Consider the following 21,742-nt stretch of genomic DNA (forward strand, 5'->3'; position numbering starts at 1 on the left):
TAGGCCGAGAGACCGCTTTGGAGTCCCGTTGCACGGCCCTTGCATGTGCCTTGTGTTCCCGCTGCAGCAGCGTCTCCAGTCAGCCCCCGCTTGGGGTAACACAAACGCGACCCACGGAATATCCAGAATGGCACGGCTTGCACGACTCTACGTCCCCGATCAGCCGCAGCATGTCATCCTGCGCGGTCTCGACCAGCAGCCCGCCTTCGTCGACGACCAGGACTACGAGCTTTTCATCGACTGCCTGAGAACAGCCTCACGCGATCACCATCTTTCCATCCACGCCTACGCGCTGATGCCGCAAGCGGTGCATCTGCTCGTCACGCCGCGCGACGAAGCCAGCTTGCCCAAGGCGATGCAGGCGGTCGGGCGGCGTTACGTCGCGCACTTCAACCGGCGTTACACGCGGCGCGGCACATTGTGGGAAGGCCGCTATCGCGCGACGGTCATCGAAGGCGAGCGGTACTTTCTCCTTGCGACGCGCGTCGTCGAAACGGCGCCGGTTCGCGCGCAGCTTGCCGCGTCGCCGCAGGACTACAAGTGGTCGAGCTACCGGCATCACATCGGACTGACGGTGGATTCGCTCATCACGGATCACTCGCTGTTCTGGCTTCTCGGCAACACGCCGTTCGAGCGCCAGCACGCGTACAAGGAACTGTGCGAGCAGCCGCTCGACGAACGCGAGACGACCCGTCTGCTCCAGGCGACGCTCAAAGGCTGGGTCCTCGGAAGCGATTCTTACCGCGAGTGGGCGGCGCGCGCCGCGAACCGCCGCGTGTCGCCGCTGCCGCGCGGCCGGCCCCGCAAGGTTCGTGAAACGCCGCAGACGCAGTGAAAGCGTCGCGTCGTGGAAGTTTGGAAACGGCGCCCAATTTCGGGACGCCGTTTATTTTTGCCCGTTTTTGATATGGCACCAATAAATTGGCTCGGTCATGCACCAACTTGATAATAGGTGCCAGACCATCACGTTTTATTTGCCATGCTTTTGATTCGTCGCGTATATTGCGATTTCCGGCGGTTTTATTGCGATGCAGCGCAGGCGGTGCGGACCACGTGCCGCGCTTGCTGCGCCCGCGAAAAGCGCCGGACGACGGATAACAAAACGGTTCAACGGCCGAGTCGGCCCCCACAGTAGAGACGGTGTCCCATGAACGATCATCAGCAGCCGGCAGCCGGTTCGCTCCCCGCCGCGCAGGGCATGTACGACCCCGCGAACGAACACGACGCGTGCGGCGTCGGCTTCGTCGCCCATATCAAGGGCAAGAAAAGCCACGAGATCATTCAGCAGGGTCTCAAGATTCTTGAGAATCTGGATCACCGGGGCGCAGTCGGCGCAGACCCGCTGATGGGCGACGGCGCGGGCATCCTCATTCAGGTGCCGGACGGCTTCTATCGCGAAGAAATGGCCAAGCAGGGCGTGACGCTGCCGCCCGCCGGCGAATACGGCGTCGGCATGATCTTCCTGCCGAAGGAACACGCGTCGCGTCTCGCGTGCGAGCAGGAACTCGAACGCACCGTGAAGGCCGAGGGGCAAGTCGTGCTCGGCTGGCGCGACGTGCCGGTCGACGCGAACATGCCCATTTCGCCCGCCGTGAAGGCGAGCGAGCCGCTGATCCGCCAGATTTTCATCGGGCGCGGCAAGGACATCGTCGTGACGGACGCGCTGGAGCGCAAGCTCTACATCATCCGCAAGACGGCGAGCCATCGCATTCAGGCGCTCAAGCTCAAGCACGGCAAGGAATACTTCGTGCCGTCCATGTCGTCGCGCACGGTCGTCTACAAGGGGCTGCTGCTGGCCGGTCAGGTCGGCGTGTATTACCGCGATCTGCAGGACGAGCGCGTGGTTTCGGCGCTCGCGCTCGTGCACCAGCGTTTCTCGACGAACACGTTCCCCGCGTGGGAACTGGCGCACCCGTACCGCATGATCGCCCACAACGGTGAAATCAACACCGTGAAGGGCAACGTCAACTGGCTGAACGCGCGCACCGGCGCGATCGCCTCTTACGTGCTCGGCGACGACCTGCCGAAGCTCTGGCCGCTCATCTATCCGGGCCAGTCGGACACCGCTTCGTTCGACAACTGTCTCGAACTGCTGGTGATGGCCGGCTACCCGCTCGTCCACGCAATGATGATGATGATTCCCGAAGCATGGGAACAGCACACGCTGATGGACGATAACCGCCGCGCATTCTACGAATACCACGCCGCGATGATGGAGCCGTGGGACGGCCCCGCCGCGATCGCGTTCACGGACGGCCGCCAGATCGGCGCGACGCTCGACCGTAACGGCCTGCGCCCGGCGCGCTATATCGTGACGGACGACGACCTCGTGATTCTCGCGTCGGAGTCCGGCGTGCTGCCTATTCCCGAATCGAAGATCGTCAAGAAGTGGCGCCTTCAGCCGGGCAAGATGTTCCTGATCGACATGGAGCAGGGCCGCATCATCGAGGACAAGGAACTCAAGGACAACCTCGCGAACGCGAAGCCGTACAAGAGCTGGATCGACGCCGTGCGCATCAAGCTCGACGAGATCGAGCCGAAGGCGGAAGACGTCGAAGCGCAGCGCCGCGAGGCCGCCGCGCTGCTCGACCGCCAGCAGGCGTTCGGCTATACGCAGGAGGACCTCAAGTTCCTGATGGCGCCGATGGCGCAATCGGGCGAGGAAGCCGTCGGCTCCATGGGCAACGACTCGCCGCTCGCGGTCATGTCCAGCAAGAACAAGACGCTCTACCACTACTTCAAGCAGCTGTTCGCGCAAGTGACGAACCCGCCGATCGACCCGATCCGCGAAAACATGGTCATGTCGCTCGTCTCGTTCATCGGGCCGAAGCCGAACTTGCTCGACACCATCAACATCAACCCGACGATGCGCCTCGAAGTGTCGCAGCCCGTGCTCGACTTCAAGGACATCGCGAAGATCCGCGCCATCGACACGTACACCGGCGGCAAATTCCGCTCCTACGAACTGAGCATCTGCTATCCGGCCGCGTGGGGCAAGGAAGGCGTCGAGGCGCGCATTGCATCGCTGTGCGCCGAAGCCGTCGATGCCGTGAAGTCCGGCTACAACATCCTGATCGTGTCGGACCGCAAGATGGACCGCGACAACGTCGCGATTCCGGCGCTGCTCGCCACGTCCGCCATCCACACGCATCTCGTGCAGCACGGTCTGCGCACGAGCACGGGCCTCGTCGTCGAAACGGGTTCGGCGCGCGAGACGCATCACTTCGCGCTGCTCGCGGGCTACGGCGCGGAAGCCGTGCATCCGTATCTCGCGCTGGAAACGCTCGCCAACATGGCCGAGGGGCTGAAGGGCGATCTGTCGGCGGACAAAGCCATCTACAACTTCACGAAGGCGGTCGGCAAGGGCCTGCACAAGGTCATGTCGAAGATGGGCATTTCGACGTACATGTCCTATACCGGCGCGCAGATTTTCGAAGCGGTCGGCCTGTCGTCGGATCTCGTGGAGAAGTATTTCAAGGGCACGGCGTCGAAGGTCGGCGGCATCGGCATCTTCGAAGTGGCCGAGGAAGCGATTCGCCTGCATCGCGATGCGTTCGGCGACAACCCTGTGCTCGCGACCATGCTGGATGCGGGCGGCGAGTACGCGTACCGAGTGCGCGGCGAAGAGCACATGTGGACGCCGGATGCCATCGCCAAGCTGCAACACTCCGCGCGTAGCAATTCGTACCAGACGTACAAGGAATACGCGCACCTCATCAACGACCAGACGAAGCGCCACATGACGTTCCGTGGCCTCTTCGAGTTCAGGCTCGAACCGTCGAAGGCAATTTCGCTCGACGAAGTGGAACCGGCGAAGGAAATCGTCAAGCGTTTCGCGACGGGCGCGATGTCGCTCGGCTCGATTAGCACGGAAGCTCATGCCACACTCGCGGTCGCGATGAACCGCATCGGCGGCAAGTCGAACACGGGCGAAGGCGGCGAAGACGAAACGCGCTATCGCAACGAACTGCGCGGCATTCCGATCAAGACTGGCGATTCGCTGCAATCGATCATCGGCAAAGAAGTTGTCACCGACATTCCGCTGAAGGACGGCGATTCGCTGCGCTCGAAGATCAAGCAGGTCGCGTCCGGCCGCTTCGGCGTGACGGCGGAATATCTGTCGTCGGCGGATCAGATCCAGATCAAGATGGCGCAGGGCGCGAAGCCCGGCGAAGGCGGTCAGTTGCCCGGCCACAAGGTGTCGGACTACATCGGCAAGCTGCGTTATTCGGTGCCGGGCGTGGGCCTTATCTCGCCGCCGCCGCACCATGACATCTATTCGATCGAAGACCTGGCGCAGCTCATTCACGATCTCAAGAACGTGAATTCGTCGTCGAGCATTTCGGTGAAGCTGGTGTCCGAAGTGGGCGTCGGCACGGTGGCGGCGGGCGTCGCGAAGGCGAAGGCGGATCACGTCGTGATCGCGGGCCATGACGGCGGCACGGGCGCCTCGCCGCTCTCGTCGCTCAAGCACGCGGGCACGCCGTGGGAACTCGGCCTCGCCGAAACGCAGCAGACGCTCGTGCTCAACCGTCTGCGCGGCCGTATCCGCGTGCAGGCCGACGGCCAGATGAAGACCGGCCGCGACGTGGTGATCGGCGCGCTGCTCGGCGCGGACGAGTTCGGCTTCGCGACGGCGCCGCTCGTCGTCGAAGGCTGCATCATGATGCGCAAGTGCCATCTGAACACGTGTCCGGTCGGCGTCGCGACGCAAGATCCGGTGCTGCGCGCGAAGTTCACGGGCCAGCCGGAACACGTCGTCAACTTCTTCTTCTTTGTGGCGGAAGAAGTGCGCGAAATCATGGCGCAACTGGGCCTGCGCAAGTTCGACGACCTGATCGGCCGCGTCGATCTGCTCGACACGCGCAAGGGCGTCGAGCACTGGAAGGCGAAGGGCCTCGACTTCTCGCGCATCTTCTATCAGGTGCCGGTCAGCGAAGAAGTGGCGCGCAAGCATGTGGACGTGCAGGACCACGGTCTCGACAAGGCGCTGGATCACGTGCTGATCGAGAAGTCGAAGGCGGCGATCGAGAAGGGCGAGCACGTCTCGTTCATTCAGCCGGTGCGCAACGTCAACCGCACGGTCGGCGCGATGCTGTCCGGTCTGATCGCGAAAAAGTACGGCCACGACGGTTTGCCGGACGACACCATCCACATTCAGTTGAAGGGGACGGCGGGCCAGAGCTTCGGCGCATTCCTCGCGAAGGGCGTGACGCTCGATCTCGTCGGCGACGGCAACGACTACGTCGGCAAGGGCTTGTCGGGCGGGCGCATCATCATTCGCCCGACCAACGACTTCCGCGGCAAGTCCGAGGAAAACATCATCTGCGGCAACACGGTGATGTACGGCGCGATCGAAGGCGAATCGTACTTCCGCGGCGTCGCGGGCGAGCGTTTCTGCGTGCGTAACTCGGGCGCGACGGCGGTTGTCGAAGGCACGGGCGACCACGGCTGCGAATACATGACGGGGGGCACGGTCGTCGTGCTCGGCGAAACGGGCCGCAACTTCGCGGCGGGCATGTCGGGCGGCATTGCGTTCGTGTACGACGCGGACGGCACGTTCGCCGCCAAGTGCAACAAGTCGATGGTCGCGCTCGATCCGGTGCTGCAACAAGCCGAGCAGGAGCGCACGGTCGACAAGACGCTGTGGCACGCGGGCCAGACGGACGAAGCGCTGCTCAAGGGCCTCGTCGAGCGGCACTTCCAGTTCACCGGTTCGCCGCGCGCCAAGGCGCTGCTCGAAAACTGGGACGCGTCGCGTCGTCAGTTCGTGAAGGTCTTCCCGACCGAATACAAGCGCGCGCTCGGCGAAATCGGCGCGAGAAAGGCGAAAGAAGCACTGGCGGCTTAAGCCCGAAACACAACAAGTCAGGGCTCTCCGACGAAAAGGCATCGGAGAGCGCGATCCTCACTCAATACAGAGAAAGATATGGGCAAGGCAACCGGTTTTCTCGAATTCGAACGCCGCCACGAGGCGTACGAAGCACCGCTGACCCGCGTCAAGCATTACAAGGAATTTGTCGCCGCGCTGACCGACGACGACGCCAAGGTTCAAGGCGCGCGCTGCATGGATTGCGGCATTCCGTTCTGCAACAACGGCTGTCCGGTCAACAACATCATTCCGGACTTCAACGACCTCGTGTTCCGCCAGGACTGGAAGAGCGCGATCGAAGTGCTGCATTCGACCAACAACTTCCCGGAATTCACGGGCCGTATCTGCCCGGCGCCGTGCGAGGCGGCGTGCACGCTCGGCATCAACGAAGACCCGGTCGGCATCAAGTCGATCGAGCGCAAGATCATCGACAAGGCGTGGGAAGAAGGCTGGGTCGCGCCGCAGCCGCCGAAGCACAAGACGGGCAAGAAGGTCGCCGTCGTGGGTTCGGGTCCTGCGGGGCTGGCGGTCGCGCAGCAACTGGCGCGTGCCGGTCACGACGTGGTCGTGTTCGAAAAGAACGACCGCATCGGCGGATTGCTGCGCTATGGCATCCCCGACTTCAAGCTGGAGAAGTGGCTGATCGACCGCCGCATGCGCCAGATGGAAGCGGAAGGCGTGTCGTTCCGCACGAACGTGTTCGTCGGCCGCGATGCGATTCCGTCTCACATCGGCAACACGGCGAAGGAAACCATCACGCCGGAAGAACTGAAGGAGCAGTTCGACGCGGTGGTGGTCTCGGGCGGCTCGGAAACGCCGCGCGACTTGCCGGTGCCGGGGCGCGAGCTGGAAGGCATCCACTTCGCGATGGAATTTTTGCCGCAGCAGAACAAGGTCAACGCGGGCGACAAGGTCGCGGATCAACTCGTCGCGAAGGGCAAGCATGTCGTCGTGATCGGCGGCGGCGATACGGGCTCGGACTGCGTCGGCACGTCGAACCGTCATGGCGCGAAGAGCGTGACGCAGTTCGAACTGCTCGCGCAGCCGCCCGAGGAAGAGAACAAGCCGCTCGTGTGGCCGTACTGGCCGATCAAGCTGCGCACGTCGTCATCGCATGAGGAAGGCTGCGAGCGCGACTGGTCGGTTGCCACGAAGCGTTTCGAAGGCAAGAACGGCAAGGTGGAGAAGCTGATCGCCGCGCGCGTCGAATGGAAGAACGGCAAGATGCAGGAAGTGCCGAATTCGGAATTCGAGATGAAGGCGGATCTGGTTCTGCTCGCGATGGGTTTCACGCAGCCGCTTTCGCCGGTGCTCGAGGCGTTCGGCGTCGACAAGGACCCGCGCGGCAACGTGCGCGCAACGACTGAAGGCGAGAAGGCGTATTACACGTCGGTGGACAAGGTGTTCACGGCGGGCGATATGCGGCGCGGGCAGTCGCTCGTGGTCTGGGCGATCCGCGAAGGGCGTCAGTGCGCGCGGTCGGTGGATGCGTATTTGATGGGGGCGAGTGAGTTGCCGCGGTGAGCTCAACGCTTAACCGGAAGCAAAAAGGCCACGGATTTCCGTGGCCTTTTCTTTTGCATGACGGCGAGCGACGCAGCCCTCAAGCCTCCACCATCGCCCGCTCGATCTCGATCTTGTAATCATGAAACATCGCGACCGATTCCCGATGCGCGACGCTCAAGATCGCCGCCTTCGGCAGCCGCTCAACGAGCGTGTTGTAGATATGCAGCTCGTTTTCGGCATCGAGCGCGCTCGTCGCTTCGTCGAGGAACACGAAGTCCGGCTTGTGCAGCAGCACGCGCGCGGCAGCCAGCCGCTGCTGCTCGCCCGGCGACAGGCTGCGCGCCCAGTGCGCGCTCTCGTCGAGCCGGTCGCTGTACGCCTCGAGATTGCACGCGCGCAAGGCTCCGCGCAGTTCGTCGTCGCTGAAAGTCTCGCCCGGCGACGGATACGACAGCGCCGCGCGCAATGTCCCGATCGGCAGATAGCTCTGCTGCGGCACGAACATGAGCTTGGCATCGACGGGCGCGTCGATGGTGCCGTCGCCGAACGGCCACAGGCCCGCGAGCGCGCGCATCAACGTGCTCTTGCCCGAGCCCGACGGCCCGACGACGAGCCAGCGCGAACCCGGCTCAACTGAGACATCCGCCACGCGCGAAAGCGGCGTGCCATTCGGAAGCGCGAGCATGAGGCCGGTCGTCGTGAGCGACGGCGTGCTCGTGTAATGCAGGTTGATGCCGCCGCGTTCCGTCGCAGGCGACGTTTCCTCGCGGATATGCGTCGAGCGCATGACGCGCTTGAATTCGCGCAGACGGTTCACGGTGGCGCGCCATTCGACCAGCGTCGAATAACTGTTGATGAACCACGAAAACGAATCGCTGACGGTGCCGAACGCGGATGAAATCTGCATCAGCACGCCGAACGAAAACGCGCCCGCGAAGTAGCGCGGCGCGGCCACCATGATCGGAAAGATGATCGCGATCTGGCCGTAGAACGAGAGCACGAAGGTCATGCGCTTCGTGTACTTCATGATGAGCCACCAGTTGTCGCGAATGCGCTGGAAGATGCCTTTCGCGTTCGCGGTTTCCGTGCCAATGCCGTCGTAGAACGCGATCTGCTCGGCGTTCTCGCGCACGCGGATCAGGCCGAAGCGAAAATCCGCCTCCACTTTCTGCTGCTGATAGTTGATCGACACGAGCGGATGCCCGACCTTCTGGATGATGAGCGAGCCGAGAATCGCGTAGAGCGCGGCGGCCCACACCATGTAGCCGGGAATCACGAGCGGCTTGCCGAAGAGCGTGAGCGTCAGAGCGCCAGCGAGCGTCCACAAAATCGTGATGAAGGTGACGAGCGTGACGAGCGTCGAAAGCAGGTCGAGCGACAGCGTAAGCGTGGTGGTCGCGAACGATTGCAGGTCGTCGCTGATACGCTGGTCGGGGTTGTCGGCGAGGCGGTCGCGTTCGATGCGGTAGAACGCCTTGTCGCCGAACCATTGTTCGAGGTAACGGTTGGTCAACCATTGCCGCCAGCGGAACGCGAGCATTTGCCGGAGATATCGCCCGTACACGGCGAGCAGAATGTACGCGAACGCGAGACCCGTGAAAATGAGCAGCAAGTGCGGAAAGTCGCGCACATTCTTGTTTTGCAGCGCGTTATAGAAGTCAGCGTTCCAACTGTTGAGCCGCACGTTGATCCAGACGACGGTCATGTTGATCGCGATGATCGCGACCAGCAGCCCCCACGCGACGCCGCGCTCTTCGGAAACCCAGTACGGCTTGATGAGGCTCCACGCCGATACGTCATCCGCTTTCTGCTGCGTGTTTTCGGAATTCGAATTGATCATGACTCTTTATGCGGGTGCGCCGGACGGCCGGCGGGTTGAGACGGTGAGGCTTCGGACCGGCGCGGGCATCGAGGTGCGCGTGCGCGGCTCCGGGTTCGCAGATTGTTGTGACACTGCCTTAACTGTCGCTTAATCCGGTGCGATCGTTCGACGAACCGGCGTTCGGGGCATTGTGCCAGAGTGCCACGGCGCGCGACCGGAGCGGTGCGGCCGAAGCCCGAAGTGCGCGGGCAATCACGGTTTGCAGCCGCTTCGCCTTTTATGCTCTAATGATCTGCGACGAAACAGGGGTGCTTCGCGCGCAACGTCACTGGAATCGGTGGCCGGCGCGGCGAGGCTGAGAGAGACCCTTTGCACCCGATCCGGGTAATACCGGCGAGGGAAGTTTCCGGAGAACGCGCGTTCACCGCGCCTTTCCTCCAGTTTCTTCCGGTCTTCCCTTTCCTTTTCCGCTCGGTGTGTCTGACGGCCGCCGCGCCGGTCTCTCCTCCGCTGATTCGTCGCGTTAGTCAATCGGTATGCCGCTTTTGCGCGGCGACGGTCGCTCACGTCGCGGTGACGCGCGGGACCGGATGAGGAGACATCGGATTGTGAACAGCATGGAACAGGGCGACGCGCGCCGGCCGGATTTCGCGGTGATCGGCGGCGGGCTCGTCGGGCGGCTCGTGGCATGGCAGCTCGCGGGGGCAGGGCACGGCGTCGCGCTTTACGAGCGCGGCGACGAAGCCGGCTCGCAGTCGGCCGCGTGGGTGGCCGCGGCCATGCTCGCGCCGCTCGCGGAAGCGACGAGCGCGGAGCCGCTCGTCGTGGAACTCGGCGCGGCGTCGCTCGCGCGCTGGCCGAATGCGCTCGCGGCATTGCCCGAGCCCGTTTTCTTTCAGCGCAACGGGACGCTCGTCGTGTGGCACGGCGCGGATCGCGCAGAAGCGCCGCTTTTCGAGCGACGGCTGCGCGCGAACGCCCCGGCCGCGCTGCTCGACGGCGGTTTCGTGAAACTCGCGGGCGCGCAGGTCGCCGAGGCGGAACCGGCGCTCGGCCCGCGGTTCACGCAGGGCTGGCTGCTGCCGCACGAAGGCCAGCTCGACAACCGGCAGGCGCTCAAGGCGCTGGCAGCGGGGCTGGCGGCGCGCGGCGTGCGCACGCACTGGAACACGCCGGTCGACGCCATGCCCGATGCGCGCTGGATAATCGATTGCCGCGGCCTCGGCGCGAAGCCCGTGTGGCCCGCGCTGCGCGGCATTCGCGGCGAGGTGGCGCGCGTGCATGCGCCGGGCATCGGGCTGACGCGGCCGGTGCGCTTGCTGCATCCGCGCTATCCGCTTTACATCGCGCCCAAGCAGCACGACGTCTACGTGATCGGCGCGACCGAAGTCGAGGGCGAGGACATGTCGCCCGTCAGCGTGCGCTCGGCGCTCGAATTGCTGAGCGCGGCGTTCGCGGTGCATCCGGGATTCGGCGAAGCGCGCATTCTCGAACTCAACTCGCAATGCCGGCCGACGCTGCCGGATCATCGTCCGGCCATCGTCTGGGACGGCGCCCATACGCTGCGCGTGAACGGGCTGTATCGGCACGGCTTCATGATCGCGCCCGAAGTGGCCGATGCCGCGTGCGCGCTCGCCGATGCGCTCGTCGGCGGCACGGTGCGCGACGCCGCTTCGTTCGCGCAGTTCCGTAGCGACGCCCGTTGGCCCGATCTGCTGCACGACGCGTTCGCGGCCGTGCCCGCGTGACAGGATTCAGAGACAGACCCATGAACATCCACATCAATCAGCGCGAATTCACCCTGCCCGACGCCGCGACCGTCACCGACGCGCTCGCCGCGTTCGGCGCCAAGCCGCCGTTCGCGGTAGCGCTCAACGGCCAGTTCGTCGCGCGCGGCGAGCACGGCACGAAGAAGCTCGCGCCCGGCGACAAGCTCGATGTCGTTTCGCCCGTCGCGGGCGGCTGAACACACGAAGGATTCCATCATGACCACACAGACCGCCGACGTCCTCACGCTGTACGGCCAGTCGTTCCCGAGCCGCGTGCTGCTCGGCACGTCGCGCTATCCGTCGCTGCAATCGCTGTCGGATTCCATCGATGCCGCGCGCCCCGGCATGGTGACCGTCGCGCTGCGCCGCCAGGCCGAGACGGGCGAAGCCGGCTTCTTCGACGTGCTCAAGCGCCACGGCGTCGCGCTCTTGCCGAACACGGCGGGCTGCCAGAGCGTGGACGAAGTGCTGACGACCGCCTACATGGCGCGCGAAGTCTTCGACACGCCTTGGATCAAGCTCGAACTGATCGGCGACGACTACACGCTCCAGCCCGATCCCATCGGCCTGGTCGAAGCAGCGGCGAAGCTCGTGCGCGACGGCTTCAAGGTGCTGCCGTACTGCACGGAAGATCTCGTGATCGGGCGGCGTCTTCTCGATGCCGGCTGCGAAGCGCTGATGCCGTGGGGCGCGCCCATCGGCACGGGCAAGGGCGTGACCAATCCGTACGGCCTGCGCACGCTGCGTGAGCGGCTGCCGGACGTGCCGCTGATCGTCGATGCGGGTCTCGGCGTGCCGTCGCACGCGTGTCAGGTGATGGAGTGGGGCTTCGACGGCGTGCTGCTCAATACGGCGGTATCGCAGGCCACGTTTCCGCCGCAGATGGCGCGCGCGTTCGCACTGGGCGTCGAAGCGGGCCGCAGCGCGTTTCTCGCCGGTCCGATGGCCGAGCGCGACAGCGCGCAGGCGAGCACGCCGGTCGTCGGCATGCCGTTCTGGCATCAGGACGGAGGTGCGGCATGAGCCTCATCGGTCGTGAAGTATTCTGGCCGCCGGCGGACGAACTCGTGGAAGTCGCGGAGCGCATCCGTGCGCGGCTCGGCGACTGGCCCGCCGCGTCGACGCGCTGGCGCATCTGCCTGACCGCGCCGGAAGCGCCCGGCGCGCAGGATTTGATCGTGCTTACGGAACCGCGTGAATCCGATTCCGGCGCGCTTCCCGGCGGCGCCGCCGTGCTCGAAGCGCACGGCTCGCGCATGACGCTGACGCGCGACGGCGAGCGTTTCGTGCTCGACGGCGAGCGGTCCGACGACTGGCTTGCCGCGCTCGCCGCGTTCCTCGACTGCAACTTCGAGCCGCACAATGCGCTCGTTCTGGCGCTCGCCTGGCGCACCGGCGACGAGTCGAAAGACGACGCGTGGCCGGTCGATTTCGCGACGTTCCCGCGCGTAGGCGACCTGCCGCCCGCGCCGGAGCCAGCGTTCGCCGCCTGTCCCGACGCGCTCGGCCTCTATCCCGTTCTGCCGAGCGCCGAATGGGTCGAGCGCGTGCTCGACCTGGGCGTCGTCACGGCGCAACTGCGCCGCAAAAGCGCCGACGCGGAGGATCTCCAGCGCGAGATCGAGCGGTCCGTTGCGGCGGGGCGTCGGCATCAGGCGCGGCTCTTCATCAACGATCACTGGCGTGAGGCGATAGCAGCGGACGCTTACGGCGTGCACCTCGGCCAAGAAGACGTGCAGACCGCCGACTTGAGCGCGATTGCGCGCGCCGGCCTGCGGCTCGGCCTCTCGACACACGGCTATTACGAAATGCTGCGCGCGCTGCACTTCCGGCCGAGCTACCTCGCGCTCGGCGCCGTCTTTCCGACGACGACCAAGGTCATGCCGACGAAGCCGCAAGGCCTCGCACGCCTGCGCCGGTATGTGCAGTTGCTCTCAGGACGCGTGCCGCTTGTCGCAATCGGCGGAATCGACGGCAAAGTGATCGGCGACGTGCTTGCGACAGGCGTCGGCAGCGCGGCGGTCGTGCGCGCGGTGACCGAGGCGCCGGACACGGCGCGCGCGGTCGCGTCGCTGCAACAGAACTTTGCAGGTCAATGCTGACAGTTCCTAAAAAATTAGGCGTAACGCACTAGGCAAAGCACCGATTGCACGCAGGCCCTATAATGCGGCGTTTTGCGTCAACGGAATTTCTTACCCAGTGCCAGCCTCTCCTGAGACTCTGCTCGAGCTACGCGACGTCGACTTCGGTTACGGCGATCGGCTCGTCCTGTCGAACCTGAACATGCGCTTCACGCGCGGTCAGGTCGTCGCGGTCATGGGCGGTTCGGGCTGCGGCAAGACCACGACGCTTCGCCTGATCGGCGGTCTCGTGAAGGCGAGCCGCGGCCAGGTGCTGTACGGCGGGCAGGACGTCGGCGCGCAGACGCGCGACGGGCTGTACGCGCTGCGCCGGAAGATGGGCATGTTGTTTCAGTTCGGCGCGCTCTTCACGGATCAAACGGTCTTCGAGAACGTCGCGTTTCCGCTGCGCGAGCACACGGATCTTCCCGAGGCGCTCATCCGCGATCTCGTGCTCATGAAGCTCAATGCCGTCGGCCTGCGCGGTGCGCGCGAGCTCGCGCCGTCGGAAATATCGGGCGGCATGGCGCGGCGCGTGGCGCTCGCGCGCGCCATCGCGCTCGATCCCGAACTCATGATGTACGACGAACCGTTCGCGGGCCTCGATCCCATTTCGCTCGGCATCACCGCGAAGCTGATCCGCACACTGAACGACGCGCTCGGCGCTACGTCCATTCTCGTTTCGCACGACGTGCCGGAGTCGTTCGCCATTGCCGACTACGTGTATTTCGTGGCCAACGGCGGCATTCACGCCGAAGGCACGCCAGCGGAATTGCGCGCGTCGCAGGACCCGACCGTGCGCCAGTTCATCGACGGCACGCCGGACGGCCCTTTCAAGTTCCACTACGCGAGCCAGAATCTCGCGGCGGATTTCGGTATCGGAGGCAAGGCATGATCAGCGCACTCGGACGCTGGGTGCTCGACGGCTTCGGCACCGCCGGTTACGCGACGCGCATGCTGGTGCGCCTCGTGCTCGAATTCTTCCCGCTGCTGCGCCGCCCGCGCCTTGTCACGAAACAGATCCACTTCGTCGGCAATTATTCGCTCGTCATCATCGCGATGTCGGGCCTGTTCGTCGGCTTCGTGCTCGGCCTGCAGGGCTACTACACGCTCAATCGCTACGGCTCCGAGCAGGCGCTCGGGCTGCTCGTGGCGCTGTCGCTCGTGCGCGAACTCGGGCCGGTGGTCACGGCGCTCCTCTTCGCCGGACGCGCGGGCACGTCGCTCACGGCGGAAATCGGTCTCATGAAGGCGGGCGAGCAGCTCACGGCCATGGAGATGATGGCCGTCGATCCCATCAAGGTGGTCGTCGCGCCGCGCATGTGGGCGGGCATCATTTCGATGCCGGTGCTCGCGGCCATTTTCAGCGCGGTCGGCGTGATCGGCGGCTATGTGGTCGGCGTCGTGCTGATCGGTGTGGATTCGGGCGCGTTCTGGTCGCAAATGCAGGGCGGCGTGGATGTCTGGCGCGATGTCGGCAACGGCGTCGTCAAAAGCGTCGTGTTCGGTTTCGCGGTGACGTTCATCGCGTTGTTCCAAGGCTATGAAGCGCGGCCGACGCCGGAAGGCGTCTCGCGGGCAACGACGAAAACGGTCGTGTACGCGTCGCTCGCCGTGCTCGGCCTCGATTTCCTGCTGACCGCGTTGATGTTCAGCTAAGGACCCAAGCGCGGACGCCCGCGAGGGCGTGGGCGTTGTGAAGGGCACAGACCGTCACACGCATTCCGCGACAAGATTCTCTTTGGAAAGACGATGAAAAAGACTGCTCTCGACTTTTGGGTCGGCCTCTTCGTGGTGCTCGGTTTCGTGGCGCTGCTCTTTCTCGCGCTGAAGGCCGGCAACATGAGTTCCCTGTCGTTCCAGCAAACCTACGCGGTGCGTCTCAAGTTCGACAACATCGGCGGCCTGAAGCCTCGTGCGCCGGTGAAGAGCGCGGGCGTGACGGTCGGGCGCGTCGGCTCGATTGGCTTCGATCCGAACGCGTATCAGGCGGTCGTGACCATCGATATCGACAAGCAGTATCAGTTTCCGAAGGATTCGTCCGCGAAGATCCTGACCTCGGGCCTGCTCGGCGAGCAGTACATCGGCCTTGAGCCGGGCGGCGACGACCAGATGCTCAAGAACGGCGACACCATCACGATGACGCAATCGGCTGTCGTGCTCGAAAACCTGATCGGACAGTTCCTGTACAACAAGGCGGCGGATTCCGGCGCGTCCAAGTCAGGCACGCCGGCCGCTCCGGCTGCTGCTGCGCCGGCTTTCCCTGGCGCGGCAAGCGCGATGGGCGCAGCGGCTGCACCCGCCGCACCTGCGGCTTCGGGCGCGGCGGCTGCGAGTGCGGCATCCGGCTCGGCTCAATAAGGAGATTCTATGTACGCGATGGGGTTGCGGCGCGTGCTTGTGTCGGCAGCGGTGGTGACGCTCGCCGGTTGCGCAACGGTGACGACGCCCACGAAGGGCGATCCGTTCGAGAGCTACAACCGGACGATGTTCACCATCAACGACAAGGTGGACCAGTTCGCGCTGAAGCCGGTCGCGAAGGCGTATGTGTGGAGCGTGCCGGAGCCGGTGCGCAACAGCGTCACGAACTTCTTTTCGAATATCGGCGATGTTTACATCGCGGCAAACAATCTGCTGCAGTTGAAGATTGCCGACGGCGTCTCCGACATCATGCGGGTCGCGATCAACACCGTGTTCGGCGTCGGCGGCCTCTTCGACGTGGCGACCGTCGCCAAGTTGCCGAAGCACTCCGGCGACTTCGGCCTGACGCTCGGCCATTATGGCGTTCCGGCAGGTCCGTATCTCGTGCTGCCGCTGCTCGGGCCGAGCACGGTGCGCGATACGAGCGGGCTGGTGGTCGACTATTTCGGCAGCCCGCTGACGTACGTGAGCCCGGATTCCGTAAGCTGGGCGCTCTATGGCGTGAATCTCGTCAACACGCGGGCGAATCTGCTCGGCGCAACCGACGTGCTCGCCGATGCCGCGCTCGACAAATACTCGTTCGTGCGCAATGCCTATCTGCAGCGCCGCCAGTACCTGATCCACGGCGACAACGACGGCGATACCGGCAACATGCCGAGCTACGACGAAGCGCCGCTGCCGACTTATGCAGAGCCGGAAGGCGCGAGCGGCGCGGTGGGCGCATCCGCAACGGCAGTCGCGCCCGCGACGGCGCAAGGCGCGTCGGGCGCAGCACCTGCTTCCGGAACCGCTGCTGCTCCGAACGCCGCGAGTTCGGGCGGCTCGACCGTACCGGGCAATCAGTACGTGCCGCCGCGTGCGCCGCCCGGCTTCCCTTCGTTCCGCTTGCGTTGAGCGCGAATGCGCTAACGCGCGGTAACATGATTGACAGCGTTTATTACAGATTGGGCGGTGCGCAGCCTGAACTTGGGTCAAACGGCGCACTCCAATCCAAGCCACTTCTTTTGCAGGATCTGCGATGAAAAAATTCTTTCTGCTTCCTCTCTTTGCCATGCTCATGGCGTTTTGCGGCGCGGCGTCGGCACAGACGGTCGACACCAATTCGCCCGACGGCATGATCAAGACCGTCACGCAACAAGTGCTCGATCAAATCAAATCCGACCCGAAACTGCAGTCGGGCGACGTGCAGCGCATCACTGAACTCGTCAACCAGAAGATCCTGCCGTACACGGACTTCACGCGCACCACGCGCCTCGTGATGGGCCGCAACTGGAACTCGGCTACGCCGGAACAGCAAAAGCAGATCGTCGAGCAATTCAAGATGCTGCTGATCCGCACGTACTCGGGGGCACTCAGCCAGGTTCGCAACCAGACGATTCAGTACAAGCCGTTCCGCGCATCGGCCGAAGATACGGATGTCGTCGTTCGCTCGGTCGTGATGAACAACGGCCAGCCGGTCGAACTCGACTATCGCCTCTACAAGACGCCGCAAGGCTGGCGCGTGTATGACATCAACGTGCTCGGCGCATGGCTGATTCAGGCGTATCAGCAGCAGTTCAGCGAACAGATCTCGCAACACGGCGTGGATGGTCTGCTGCAATTCCTCACGCAGCGCAATCAGCAACTCGCGAGCGGCAAGGCTTCCTCGTGAGCGCAGCCGGCACCGGCGGCCGTTTCCAGACGGCCGCGTCACTGACTCATGAGAGCGCGAAGGCCGCACTCGAAGCGGGTCTTTCGCGCATCGCCGCGGGCGCGACCGAAGTGGACTGCGCGCCGCTTCGGCAATTCGATTCGTCCGCGCTTGCCGTGCTGCTCGCATGGCAGCGCGCGGCCACCGCGCGCGGCGCCGCGCTCGGTATCGTCAACATTCCCTCCGGGCTTGCCAGTCTTGCGCAAGCCTATGGCGTCGACACGCTGCTTACCTTCCGACATTGACCCTGTCCTGACTGCTCTGTTCAGGCGCAGCGGCGCGTTCATCGAGCGTGAGCGCCGCTGCAAACAGGATGGCTCCGACGTCGGGTCTACCGGCTTTGCCCTATAATCAAACGTTTTTTCGCGCCCGAACCCGGCCCCTTTAGCGAGCCTGGGTCCGTCGAGCGTAATCCGCACAATCGAGGCGCGGCCGCACGAGGCGCGCGCACTGTCAATGTCAGCCATAGAAATCCGAAACGTCCGGAAGAGCTACAAGGACCTGCAGGCGCTCAAAGGCGTGAGCCTCACGGTGGAAGAGGGCGAGTTCTTCGGCCTGCTCGGCCCGAACGGCGCGGGCAAGACCACGTTGATCAGCATTCTCGCGGGACTGGCGCGCGCCAATAGCGGCACGATCAGCGTCCGCGGTCATGATGTCGTTAGTGATTTTCGCGCGGCGCGGCGTTCGCTCGGCGTGGTTCCGCAGGAACTCGTGTTCGATCCGTTCTTCACCGTGCGCGAGTCGCTGCGCATCCAGTCGGGCTACTTCGGCCTGCGCAACAACGACGACTGGATCGACGAGGTCATGGCGAACCTCGATCTCACCGAGAAAGCCGACGTCAACACACGCGCGCTGTCCGGCGGCATGAAGCGGCGCGTGCTCGTCGCGCAGGCGCTGGTACACCGGCCGCCCGTGATCGTGCTCGACGAACCCACGGCCGGCGTGGACGTCGAACTGCGACAGACACTCTGGAAGTTCATTTCGCGCCTGAATCGCGAGGGGCATACCATCGTGTTGACGACGCATTATCTGGAAGAGGCTGAATCGCTGTGCGACCGCCTCGCAATGCTTCGCCGCGGTGAGATCGTCGCGCTGGAGCGCACGAGCGCGCTGTTGCAGCGTTTCGCCGGTATGCAGCTTTATCTGCGCTTTTCGAGCGGCGTGCTGCCCGCCGACCTGCGCTCGCTGGAAGTCGATCCTCAAGCGGTATCCGGCGCGCAGCATCTGCTGCGCTTGTCGAACTACGACGAAGTCGAGCCGATCCTCGCGAAGTGCCGTGCGGCCGGCTGCACGTTCGATGAAATCGAAGTGCGCAAAGCCGATCTCGAAGACGTGTTCCTTCAGGTCATGAACGAGCCGGAAGTGGTCGAGGGGCTTTCATGAGCGGTTTTCAGACGTTGTTCTACAAGGAGCTTTTGCGCTTCTGGAAAGTGTCGTTTCAGACGGTGCTCGCGCCGATCGTCACGGCGCTGCTTTATCTCACCATCTTTGGTCACGCGCTGTCAGGGCACGTGCAGGTCTATCCGGGCGTCGGCTATACGAGCTTCCTCGTGCCCGGCCTCGTGATGATGAGCGTGTTGCAGAACGCGTTCGCCAACAGTTCGTCGTCGCTGATTCAGTCCAAGATCACCGGCAATCTGGTGTTCGTGCTGCTGCCGCCCATCGCGCATTGGGAGATGTTCTTCGCCTACGTGCTCGCGTCTGTCGTGCGCGGCTTGTGTGTCGGGCTGGGCGTGTTCATCGTGACGATATGGTTCATTCCGATGTCGTTTTTCGCGCCGCTCTACATCATTGCGTTCGCGATGCTCGGCTCGGCGATTCTCGGCACACTCGGACTGATCGCGGGCATCTGGGCCGACAAGTTCGACCAACTTGCCGCGTTTCAGAACTTCCTGATCATGCCGCTCACGTTTCTTTCCGGCGTCTTCTATTCGACGCACACGCTGCCGCCGCTCTGGCGCGCGGTGTCGCATCTGAATCCGTTTTTCTACATGATCGACGGTTTCCGCTATGGCTTTTTCGGCTCGTCGGACGTGAACCCGCTCTTGAGCCTGTGCATCGTCGGCGGCTTTCTCGCGGTGCTCGCGCTGATCGCCGTGCGTCTGCTCGCGAGCGGCTACAAGCTGCGCCACTAAATCCCAAGGAGACATTCATGTTGCCGACTCCGGAGCAAGTGAAGGACTACATCGCTGGCGGCCTGTCCTGTCAGCACCTCGAAGTGGAAGGTGACGGCCAGCATTTCTTCGCGACCATCGTGAGCGACGCGTTCGTCGGCAAACGCTTGATCGCACGTCATCAGCTGGTCTACGCGGCGCTCGGCGAGCGCATGCGCGAGGAAATCCATGCGCTGAGCATGAAGACCCTCACCCCCGACGAATGGAAATCGGCCTGAATCCATTTCGCGAACTCATACAGGTCACACGCCCAACCCTCAGCAACAGCTAGCAACACCCGGCACGGCCGGTAGAAGCAGGCAGAACCAGGCAGCACAGAGTGCGGAACATTCAAGATAACCGCGGCGCCGAATCCGGCTCCGCAGCAGGACGCTCGGTCGAAGGACAAGCAATCATGGACAAACTCGTCATTACGGGGGGCGCGAAGCTCTCCGGCGAAATCACCGTATCGGGCGCCAAGAACGCGGCTTTGCCGATTCTGTGCGCGAGCCTTCTCACCGCCGACGACGTCCATCTGTCGAACGTGCCGAATCTGAAGGACGTGCGCACCACGCTCGAACTGCTGCGGCAAATGGGCGTGCAGTCCGAAGCCATGACCGACGGCCGCGTGACGCTTAACGCGTCGAAGGTGGACAACCTCGTCGCGCCGTACGAAATGGTGAAGACCATGCGCGCGTCGATTCTCGTGCTCGGGCCGCTCGTCGCGCGCTTCGGCGAGGCGAAGGTGTCGCTGCCGGGCGGCTGCGCAATCGGCGCGCGTCCGGTCGATCAGCACATCAAGGGCCTTCAGGCGATGGGCGCCGAGATCAACATTGAGCACGGCTTCATCGAGGCGCGCGCCAAGCGCCTGAAGGGCGCGCGCATCATCACGGACATGATCACCGTGACCGGCACCGAGAATCTGCTGATGGCGGCGGTGCTGGCCGATGGCGAAACGATCATCGAGAACGCGGCGCGCGAGCCGGAAGTCAGCGACCTCGCGAATCTGCTGGTCGCGATGGGCGCGAAGATCGAAGGCATCGGCACCGACCGGCTCGTGATTCAGGGCGTCGAGAAGCTGCACGGCGCGCGTCATGCCGTGGTGCCGGATCGTATCGAAGCGGGCACGTTCCTGTGCGCGGTCGCGGCGGCGGGCGGCGATGTCACGCTGCGTCACGTGAGCCCGTCGCTGCTCGACGCCGTGACGGCCAAGCTGCGCGAAGCGGGCGTGTTCATCGAGGAAGGCGACGACTGGATGCGCGTGCGCATGAGCAAGCGTCCGGAAGCCGTGAACATTCGCACATCCGAATATCCCGCGTTCCCGACCGACATGCAGGCGCAGTTCATGGCGCTCAACGCGATTGCAAGCGGCACGTCGCAAGTGGTCGAGACGATCTTCGAGAACCGCTTCATGCACGTGCAGGAATTGAACCGTCTCGGCGCGAGCATCACGGTCGATGGCAACACGGCGCTCGTGAGCGGCGTCGCGCAGCTGTCGGGCGCGAAGGTCATGGCGACGGATCTCCGCGCGTCGGCGAGTCTCGTGATCGCGGCGATGTGCGCGGACGGCGAAACGCTGATCGACCGCATCTACCATCTGGATCGCGGCTACGACCGCATGGAGTCGAAGCTGACGGCGGTCGGCGCGAACGTTCGCCGCATCAAGGGCAGCGGGAGCGAGCAATGAGCGCGTTGCCGCAGACGTCGTCGTCGGTCGAGGCCAGCGCGCCGCTCACGCTCGCGCTCTCGAAAGGGCGTATCTTCGAGGAAACGGTGCCGCTGCTCGCGGCAGCCGGCGTGCAGGTCGCCGAAGATCCGGAAAGCTCGCGCAAGCTGATTCTTCCGACCACGAACCCGAACCTGCGCGTGATCATCGTGCGCGCGACCGACGTGCCGACGTACGTCGAATACGGCGCGGCGGATTTCGGCGTGGCGGGCAAGGACGTGCTGATCGAGCATGGCGGCGGCGGTCTGTATCAGCCGGTCGATCTGAACATTGCGCGCTGCCGGATGTCGGTGGCCGTGAAAGCAGGCTTCGACTACGCCAGCGCGGTGCGCCAAGGCGCGCGGCTGCGCGTCGCGACGAAGTACACGGAAACGGCGCGCGAACACTTCGCGGCGAAAGGCGTTCACGTCGATCTGATCAAGCTGTATGGATCGATGGAACTCGCGCCGCTCGTCGGCCTCGCGGATGCGATCGTCGATCTGGTCAGCTCCGGCGGGACGTTGCGCGCGAACAATTTGGTCGAGGTCGAAGAAATCATGCAGATTTCGTCGCGGCTGGTGGTGAATCAGGCGGCGCTCAAATTGAAGCGCGCGGCGCTGAAGCCCTATCTCGACGCGTTCGAGCGCGCCTCGGCAGCAACGAACAACTAGGGCGGCCGCTTCA

General features: G+C 64.3%; 19 protein-coding genes and 1 riboswitch. Of the genes, 18 read left to right on the plus strand and 1 reads right to left on the minus strand.

The annotated features are described in order from the left end of the window. Positions 1 to 127 precede the first annotated feature (127 nt). The 3 genes from P9239_RS19980 (at position 128) to P9239_RS19990 (ending at position 7,396) form a co-directional block, all read left to right on the plus strand. The gene (locus tag P9239_RS19980; RefSeq protein WP_309753880.1) at positions 128 to 835 is read left to right on the plus strand and encodes a transposase; all 708 of its coding nucleotides are present in this window, start codon (positions 128 to 130) and stop codon (positions 833 to 835) included. Between the two features lie 312 nt (positions 836 to 1,147). Further along, positions 1,148 to 5,851: a glutamate synthase-related protein gene (locus P9239_RS19985; RefSeq protein WP_309753881.1), complete on the plus strand. Its 4,704-nt coding sequence runs from the start codon at positions 1,148 to 1,150 to the stop codon at positions 5,849 to 5,851. Positions 5,852 to 5,929: 78 nt separating this feature from the next. Then, complete coding sequence (locus P9239_RS19990; RefSeq protein ID WP_309753882.1) at positions 5,930 to 7,396, plus strand: glutamate synthase subunit beta; 1,467 nt, start codon at positions 5,930 to 5,932, stop codon at positions 7,394 to 7,396. Between the two features lie 79 nt (positions 7,397 to 7,475). Here P9239_RS19990 and P9239_RS19995 read toward each other — a convergent pair whose 3' ends face one another. After that, a complete protein-coding gene (locus P9239_RS19995; protein WP_309753883.1) occupies positions 7,476 to 9,218 on the minus strand; it encodes an ABC transporter ATP-binding protein/permease in 1,743 nt (580 codons plus the stop codon). A 276-nt stretch (positions 9,219 to 9,494) separates the two neighbouring features. Then, positions 9,495 to 9,619, plus strand: a riboswitch (TPP riboswitch). Between the two features lie 198 nt (positions 9,620 to 9,817). On the opposite strand from P9239_RS19995, the gene P9239_RS20000 reads away from it, so the two are divergent. The 15 genes from P9239_RS20000 (at position 9,818) to hisG (ending at position 21,729) form a co-directional block, all read left to right on the plus strand. Beyond that, positions 9,818 to 10,948, plus strand: a complete 1,131-nt coding sequence (locus P9239_RS20000) for an FAD-dependent oxidoreductase (protein ID WP_309754175.1) — start codon at positions 9,818 to 9,820, stop codon at positions 10,946 to 10,948. A gap of 20 nt (positions 10,949 to 10,968) precedes the next feature. Beyond that, a complete protein-coding gene (gene thiS / locus P9239_RS20005) occupies positions 10,969 to 11,166 on the plus strand; it encodes a sulfur carrier protein ThiS (protein WP_309753884.1) in 198 nt (65 codons plus the stop codon). Between the two features lie 19 nt (positions 11,167 to 11,185). Then, a complete protein-coding gene (locus P9239_RS20010) occupies positions 11,186 to 11,992 on the plus strand; it encodes a thiazole synthase (RefSeq protein ID WP_309753885.1) in 807 nt (268 codons plus the stop codon). Further along, positions 11,989 to 13,071 carry a thiamine phosphate synthase gene (gene thiE / locus P9239_RS20015; RefSeq protein ID WP_309753886.1) on the plus strand — a complete coding sequence of 361 codons (1,083 nt, stop codon included), beginning with the start codon at positions 11,989 to 11,991 and terminating at the stop codon, positions 13,069 to 13,071. Before P9239_RS20010 ends, thiE begins: the two co-directional genes overlap by 4 nt. Before the next feature lie 97 nt (positions 13,072 to 13,168). After that, positions 13,169 to 13,984, plus strand: a complete 816-nt coding sequence (locus P9239_RS20020) for an ABC transporter ATP-binding protein (RefSeq protein WP_309753887.1) — start codon at positions 13,169 to 13,171, stop codon at positions 13,982 to 13,984. Continuing rightward, entirely contained in the window at positions 13,981 to 14,748 is a 768-nt protein-coding gene (gene mlaE / locus P9239_RS20025; RefSeq protein WP_309753888.1) for a lipid asymmetry maintenance ABC transporter permease subunit MlaE, read from the plus strand. The genes P9239_RS20020 and mlaE overlap by 4 nt, the downstream gene beginning before the upstream one ends. Positions 14,749 to 14,841: 93 nt before the next feature. Beyond that, positions 14,842 to 15,450 carry an outer membrane lipid asymmetry maintenance protein MlaD gene (mlaD, locus tag P9239_RS20030; protein ID WP_309753889.1) on the plus strand — a complete coding sequence of 203 codons (609 nt, stop codon included), beginning with the start codon at positions 14,842 to 14,844 and terminating at the stop codon, positions 15,448 to 15,450. Between the two features lie 9 nt (positions 15,451 to 15,459). Next, on the plus strand, positions 15,460 to 16,404 hold the full coding sequence (locus P9239_RS20035; RefSeq protein ID WP_309753890.1) for a VacJ family lipoprotein: 945 nt from the start codon (positions 15,460 to 15,462) through the stop codon (positions 16,402 to 16,404). A gap of 124 nt (positions 16,405 to 16,528) precedes the next feature. After that, positions 16,529 to 17,161, plus strand: coding sequence for an ABC transporter substrate-binding protein (locus tag P9239_RS20040; RefSeq protein WP_309753891.1), 633 nt, complete (start codon positions 16,529 to 16,531; stop codon positions 17,159 to 17,161). Further along, the gene (locus tag P9239_RS20045; protein ID WP_309753892.1) at positions 17,158 to 17,445 is read left to right on the plus strand and encodes an STAS domain-containing protein; all 288 of its coding nucleotides are present in this window, start codon (positions 17,158 to 17,160) and stop codon (positions 17,443 to 17,445) included. Before P9239_RS20040 ends, P9239_RS20045 begins: the two co-directional genes overlap by 4 nt. A 211-nt stretch (positions 17,446 to 17,656) precedes the next feature. Beyond that, on the plus strand, positions 17,657 to 18,583 hold the full coding sequence (locus P9239_RS20050) for an ABC transporter ATP-binding protein (protein WP_309753893.1): 927 nt from the start codon (positions 17,657 to 17,659) through the stop codon (positions 18,581 to 18,583). Beyond that, a complete protein-coding gene (locus tag P9239_RS20055; protein WP_309753894.1) occupies positions 18,580 to 19,335 on the plus strand; it encodes an ABC transporter permease in 756 nt (251 codons plus the stop codon). Before P9239_RS20050 ends, P9239_RS20055 begins: the two co-directional genes overlap by 4 nt. Positions 19,336 to 19,352: 17 nt before the next feature. Beyond that, a complete protein-coding gene (locus tag P9239_RS20060; protein ID WP_035506651.1) occupies positions 19,353 to 19,592 on the plus strand; it encodes a BolA family protein in 240 nt (79 codons plus the stop codon). 176 nt (positions 19,593 to 19,768) lie between these two features. Further along, entirely contained in the window at positions 19,769 to 21,040 is a 1,272-nt protein-coding gene (murA, locus tag P9239_RS20065) for a UDP-N-acetylglucosamine 1-carboxyvinyltransferase (RefSeq protein WP_309753895.1), read from the plus strand. Next, the gene (hisG, locus tag P9239_RS20070; protein WP_309753896.1) at positions 21,037 to 21,729 is read left to right on the plus strand and encodes an ATP phosphoribosyltransferase; all 693 of its coding nucleotides are present in this window, start codon (positions 21,037 to 21,039) and stop codon (positions 21,727 to 21,729) included. Before murA ends, hisG begins: the two co-directional genes overlap by 4 nt. Positions 21,730 to 21,742: the final 13 nt, after the last annotated feature.

It is taken from the genome of Caballeronia sp. LZ062 (assembly GCF_031450785.1).
Lineage (GTDB): Bacteria > Pseudomonadota > Gammaproteobacteria > Burkholderiales > Burkholderiaceae > Caballeronia.

Coding starts and splice junctions, on each gene's coding strand:
- P9239_RS19980 (WP_309753880.1), top strand. CDS start 128: ATGGCACGGCTTGCACGACTCTACGTCCCCGATCAGCCGCAGCATGTC.
- P9239_RS19985 (WP_309753881.1), top strand. CDS start 1,148: ATGAACGATCATCAGCAGCCGGCAGCCGGTTCGCTCCCCGCCGCGCAG.
- P9239_RS19990 (WP_309753882.1), top strand. CDS start 5,930: ATGGGCAAGGCAACCGGTTTTCTCGAATTCGAACGCCGCCACGAGGCG.
- P9239_RS19995 (WP_309753883.1), bottom strand. CDS start 9,218: ATGATCAATTCGAATTCCGAAAACACGCAGCAGAAAGCGGATGACGTA.
- P9239_RS20000 (WP_309754175.1), top strand. CDS start 9,818: ATGGAACAGGGCGACGCGCGCCGGCCGGATTTCGCGGTGATCGGCGGC.
- thiS (WP_309753884.1), top strand. CDS start 10,969: ATGAACATCCACATCAATCAGCGCGAATTCACCCTGCCCGACGCCGCG.
- P9239_RS20010 (WP_309753885.1), top strand. CDS start 11,186: ATGACCACACAGACCGCCGACGTCCTCACGCTGTACGGCCAGTCGTTC.
- thiE (WP_309753886.1), top strand. CDS start 11,989: ATGAGCCTCATCGGTCGTGAAGTATTCTGGCCGCCGGCGGACGAACTC.
- mlaE (WP_309753888.1), top strand. CDS start 13,981: ATGATCAGCGCACTCGGACGCTGGGTGCTCGACGGCTTCGGCACCGCC.
- mlaD (WP_309753889.1), top strand. CDS start 14,842: ATGAAAAAGACTGCTCTCGACTTTTGGGTCGGCCTCTTCGTGGTGCTC.
- P9239_RS20035 (WP_309753890.1), top strand. CDS start 15,460: ATGTACGCGATGGGGTTGCGGCGCGTGCTTGTGTCGGCAGCGGTGGTG.
- P9239_RS20040 (WP_309753891.1), top strand. CDS start 16,529: ATGAAAAAATTCTTTCTGCTTCCTCTCTTTGCCATGCTCATGGCGTTT.
- P9239_RS20050 (WP_309753893.1), top strand. CDS start 17,657: ATGTCAGCCATAGAAATCCGAAACGTCCGGAAGAGCTACAAGGACCTG.
- P9239_RS20055 (WP_309753894.1), top strand. CDS start 18,580: ATGAGCGGTTTTCAGACGTTGTTCTACAAGGAGCTTTTGCGCTTCTGG.
- P9239_RS20060 (WP_035506651.1), top strand. CDS start 19,353: ATGTTGCCGACTCCGGAGCAAGTGAAGGACTACATCGCTGGCGGCCTG.
- murA (WP_309753895.1), top strand. CDS start 19,769: ATGGACAAACTCGTCATTACGGGGGGCGCGAAGCTCTCCGGCGAAATC.
- hisG (WP_309753896.1), top strand. CDS start 21,037: ATGAGCGCGTTGCCGCAGACGTCGTCGTCGGTCGAGGCCAGCGCGCCG.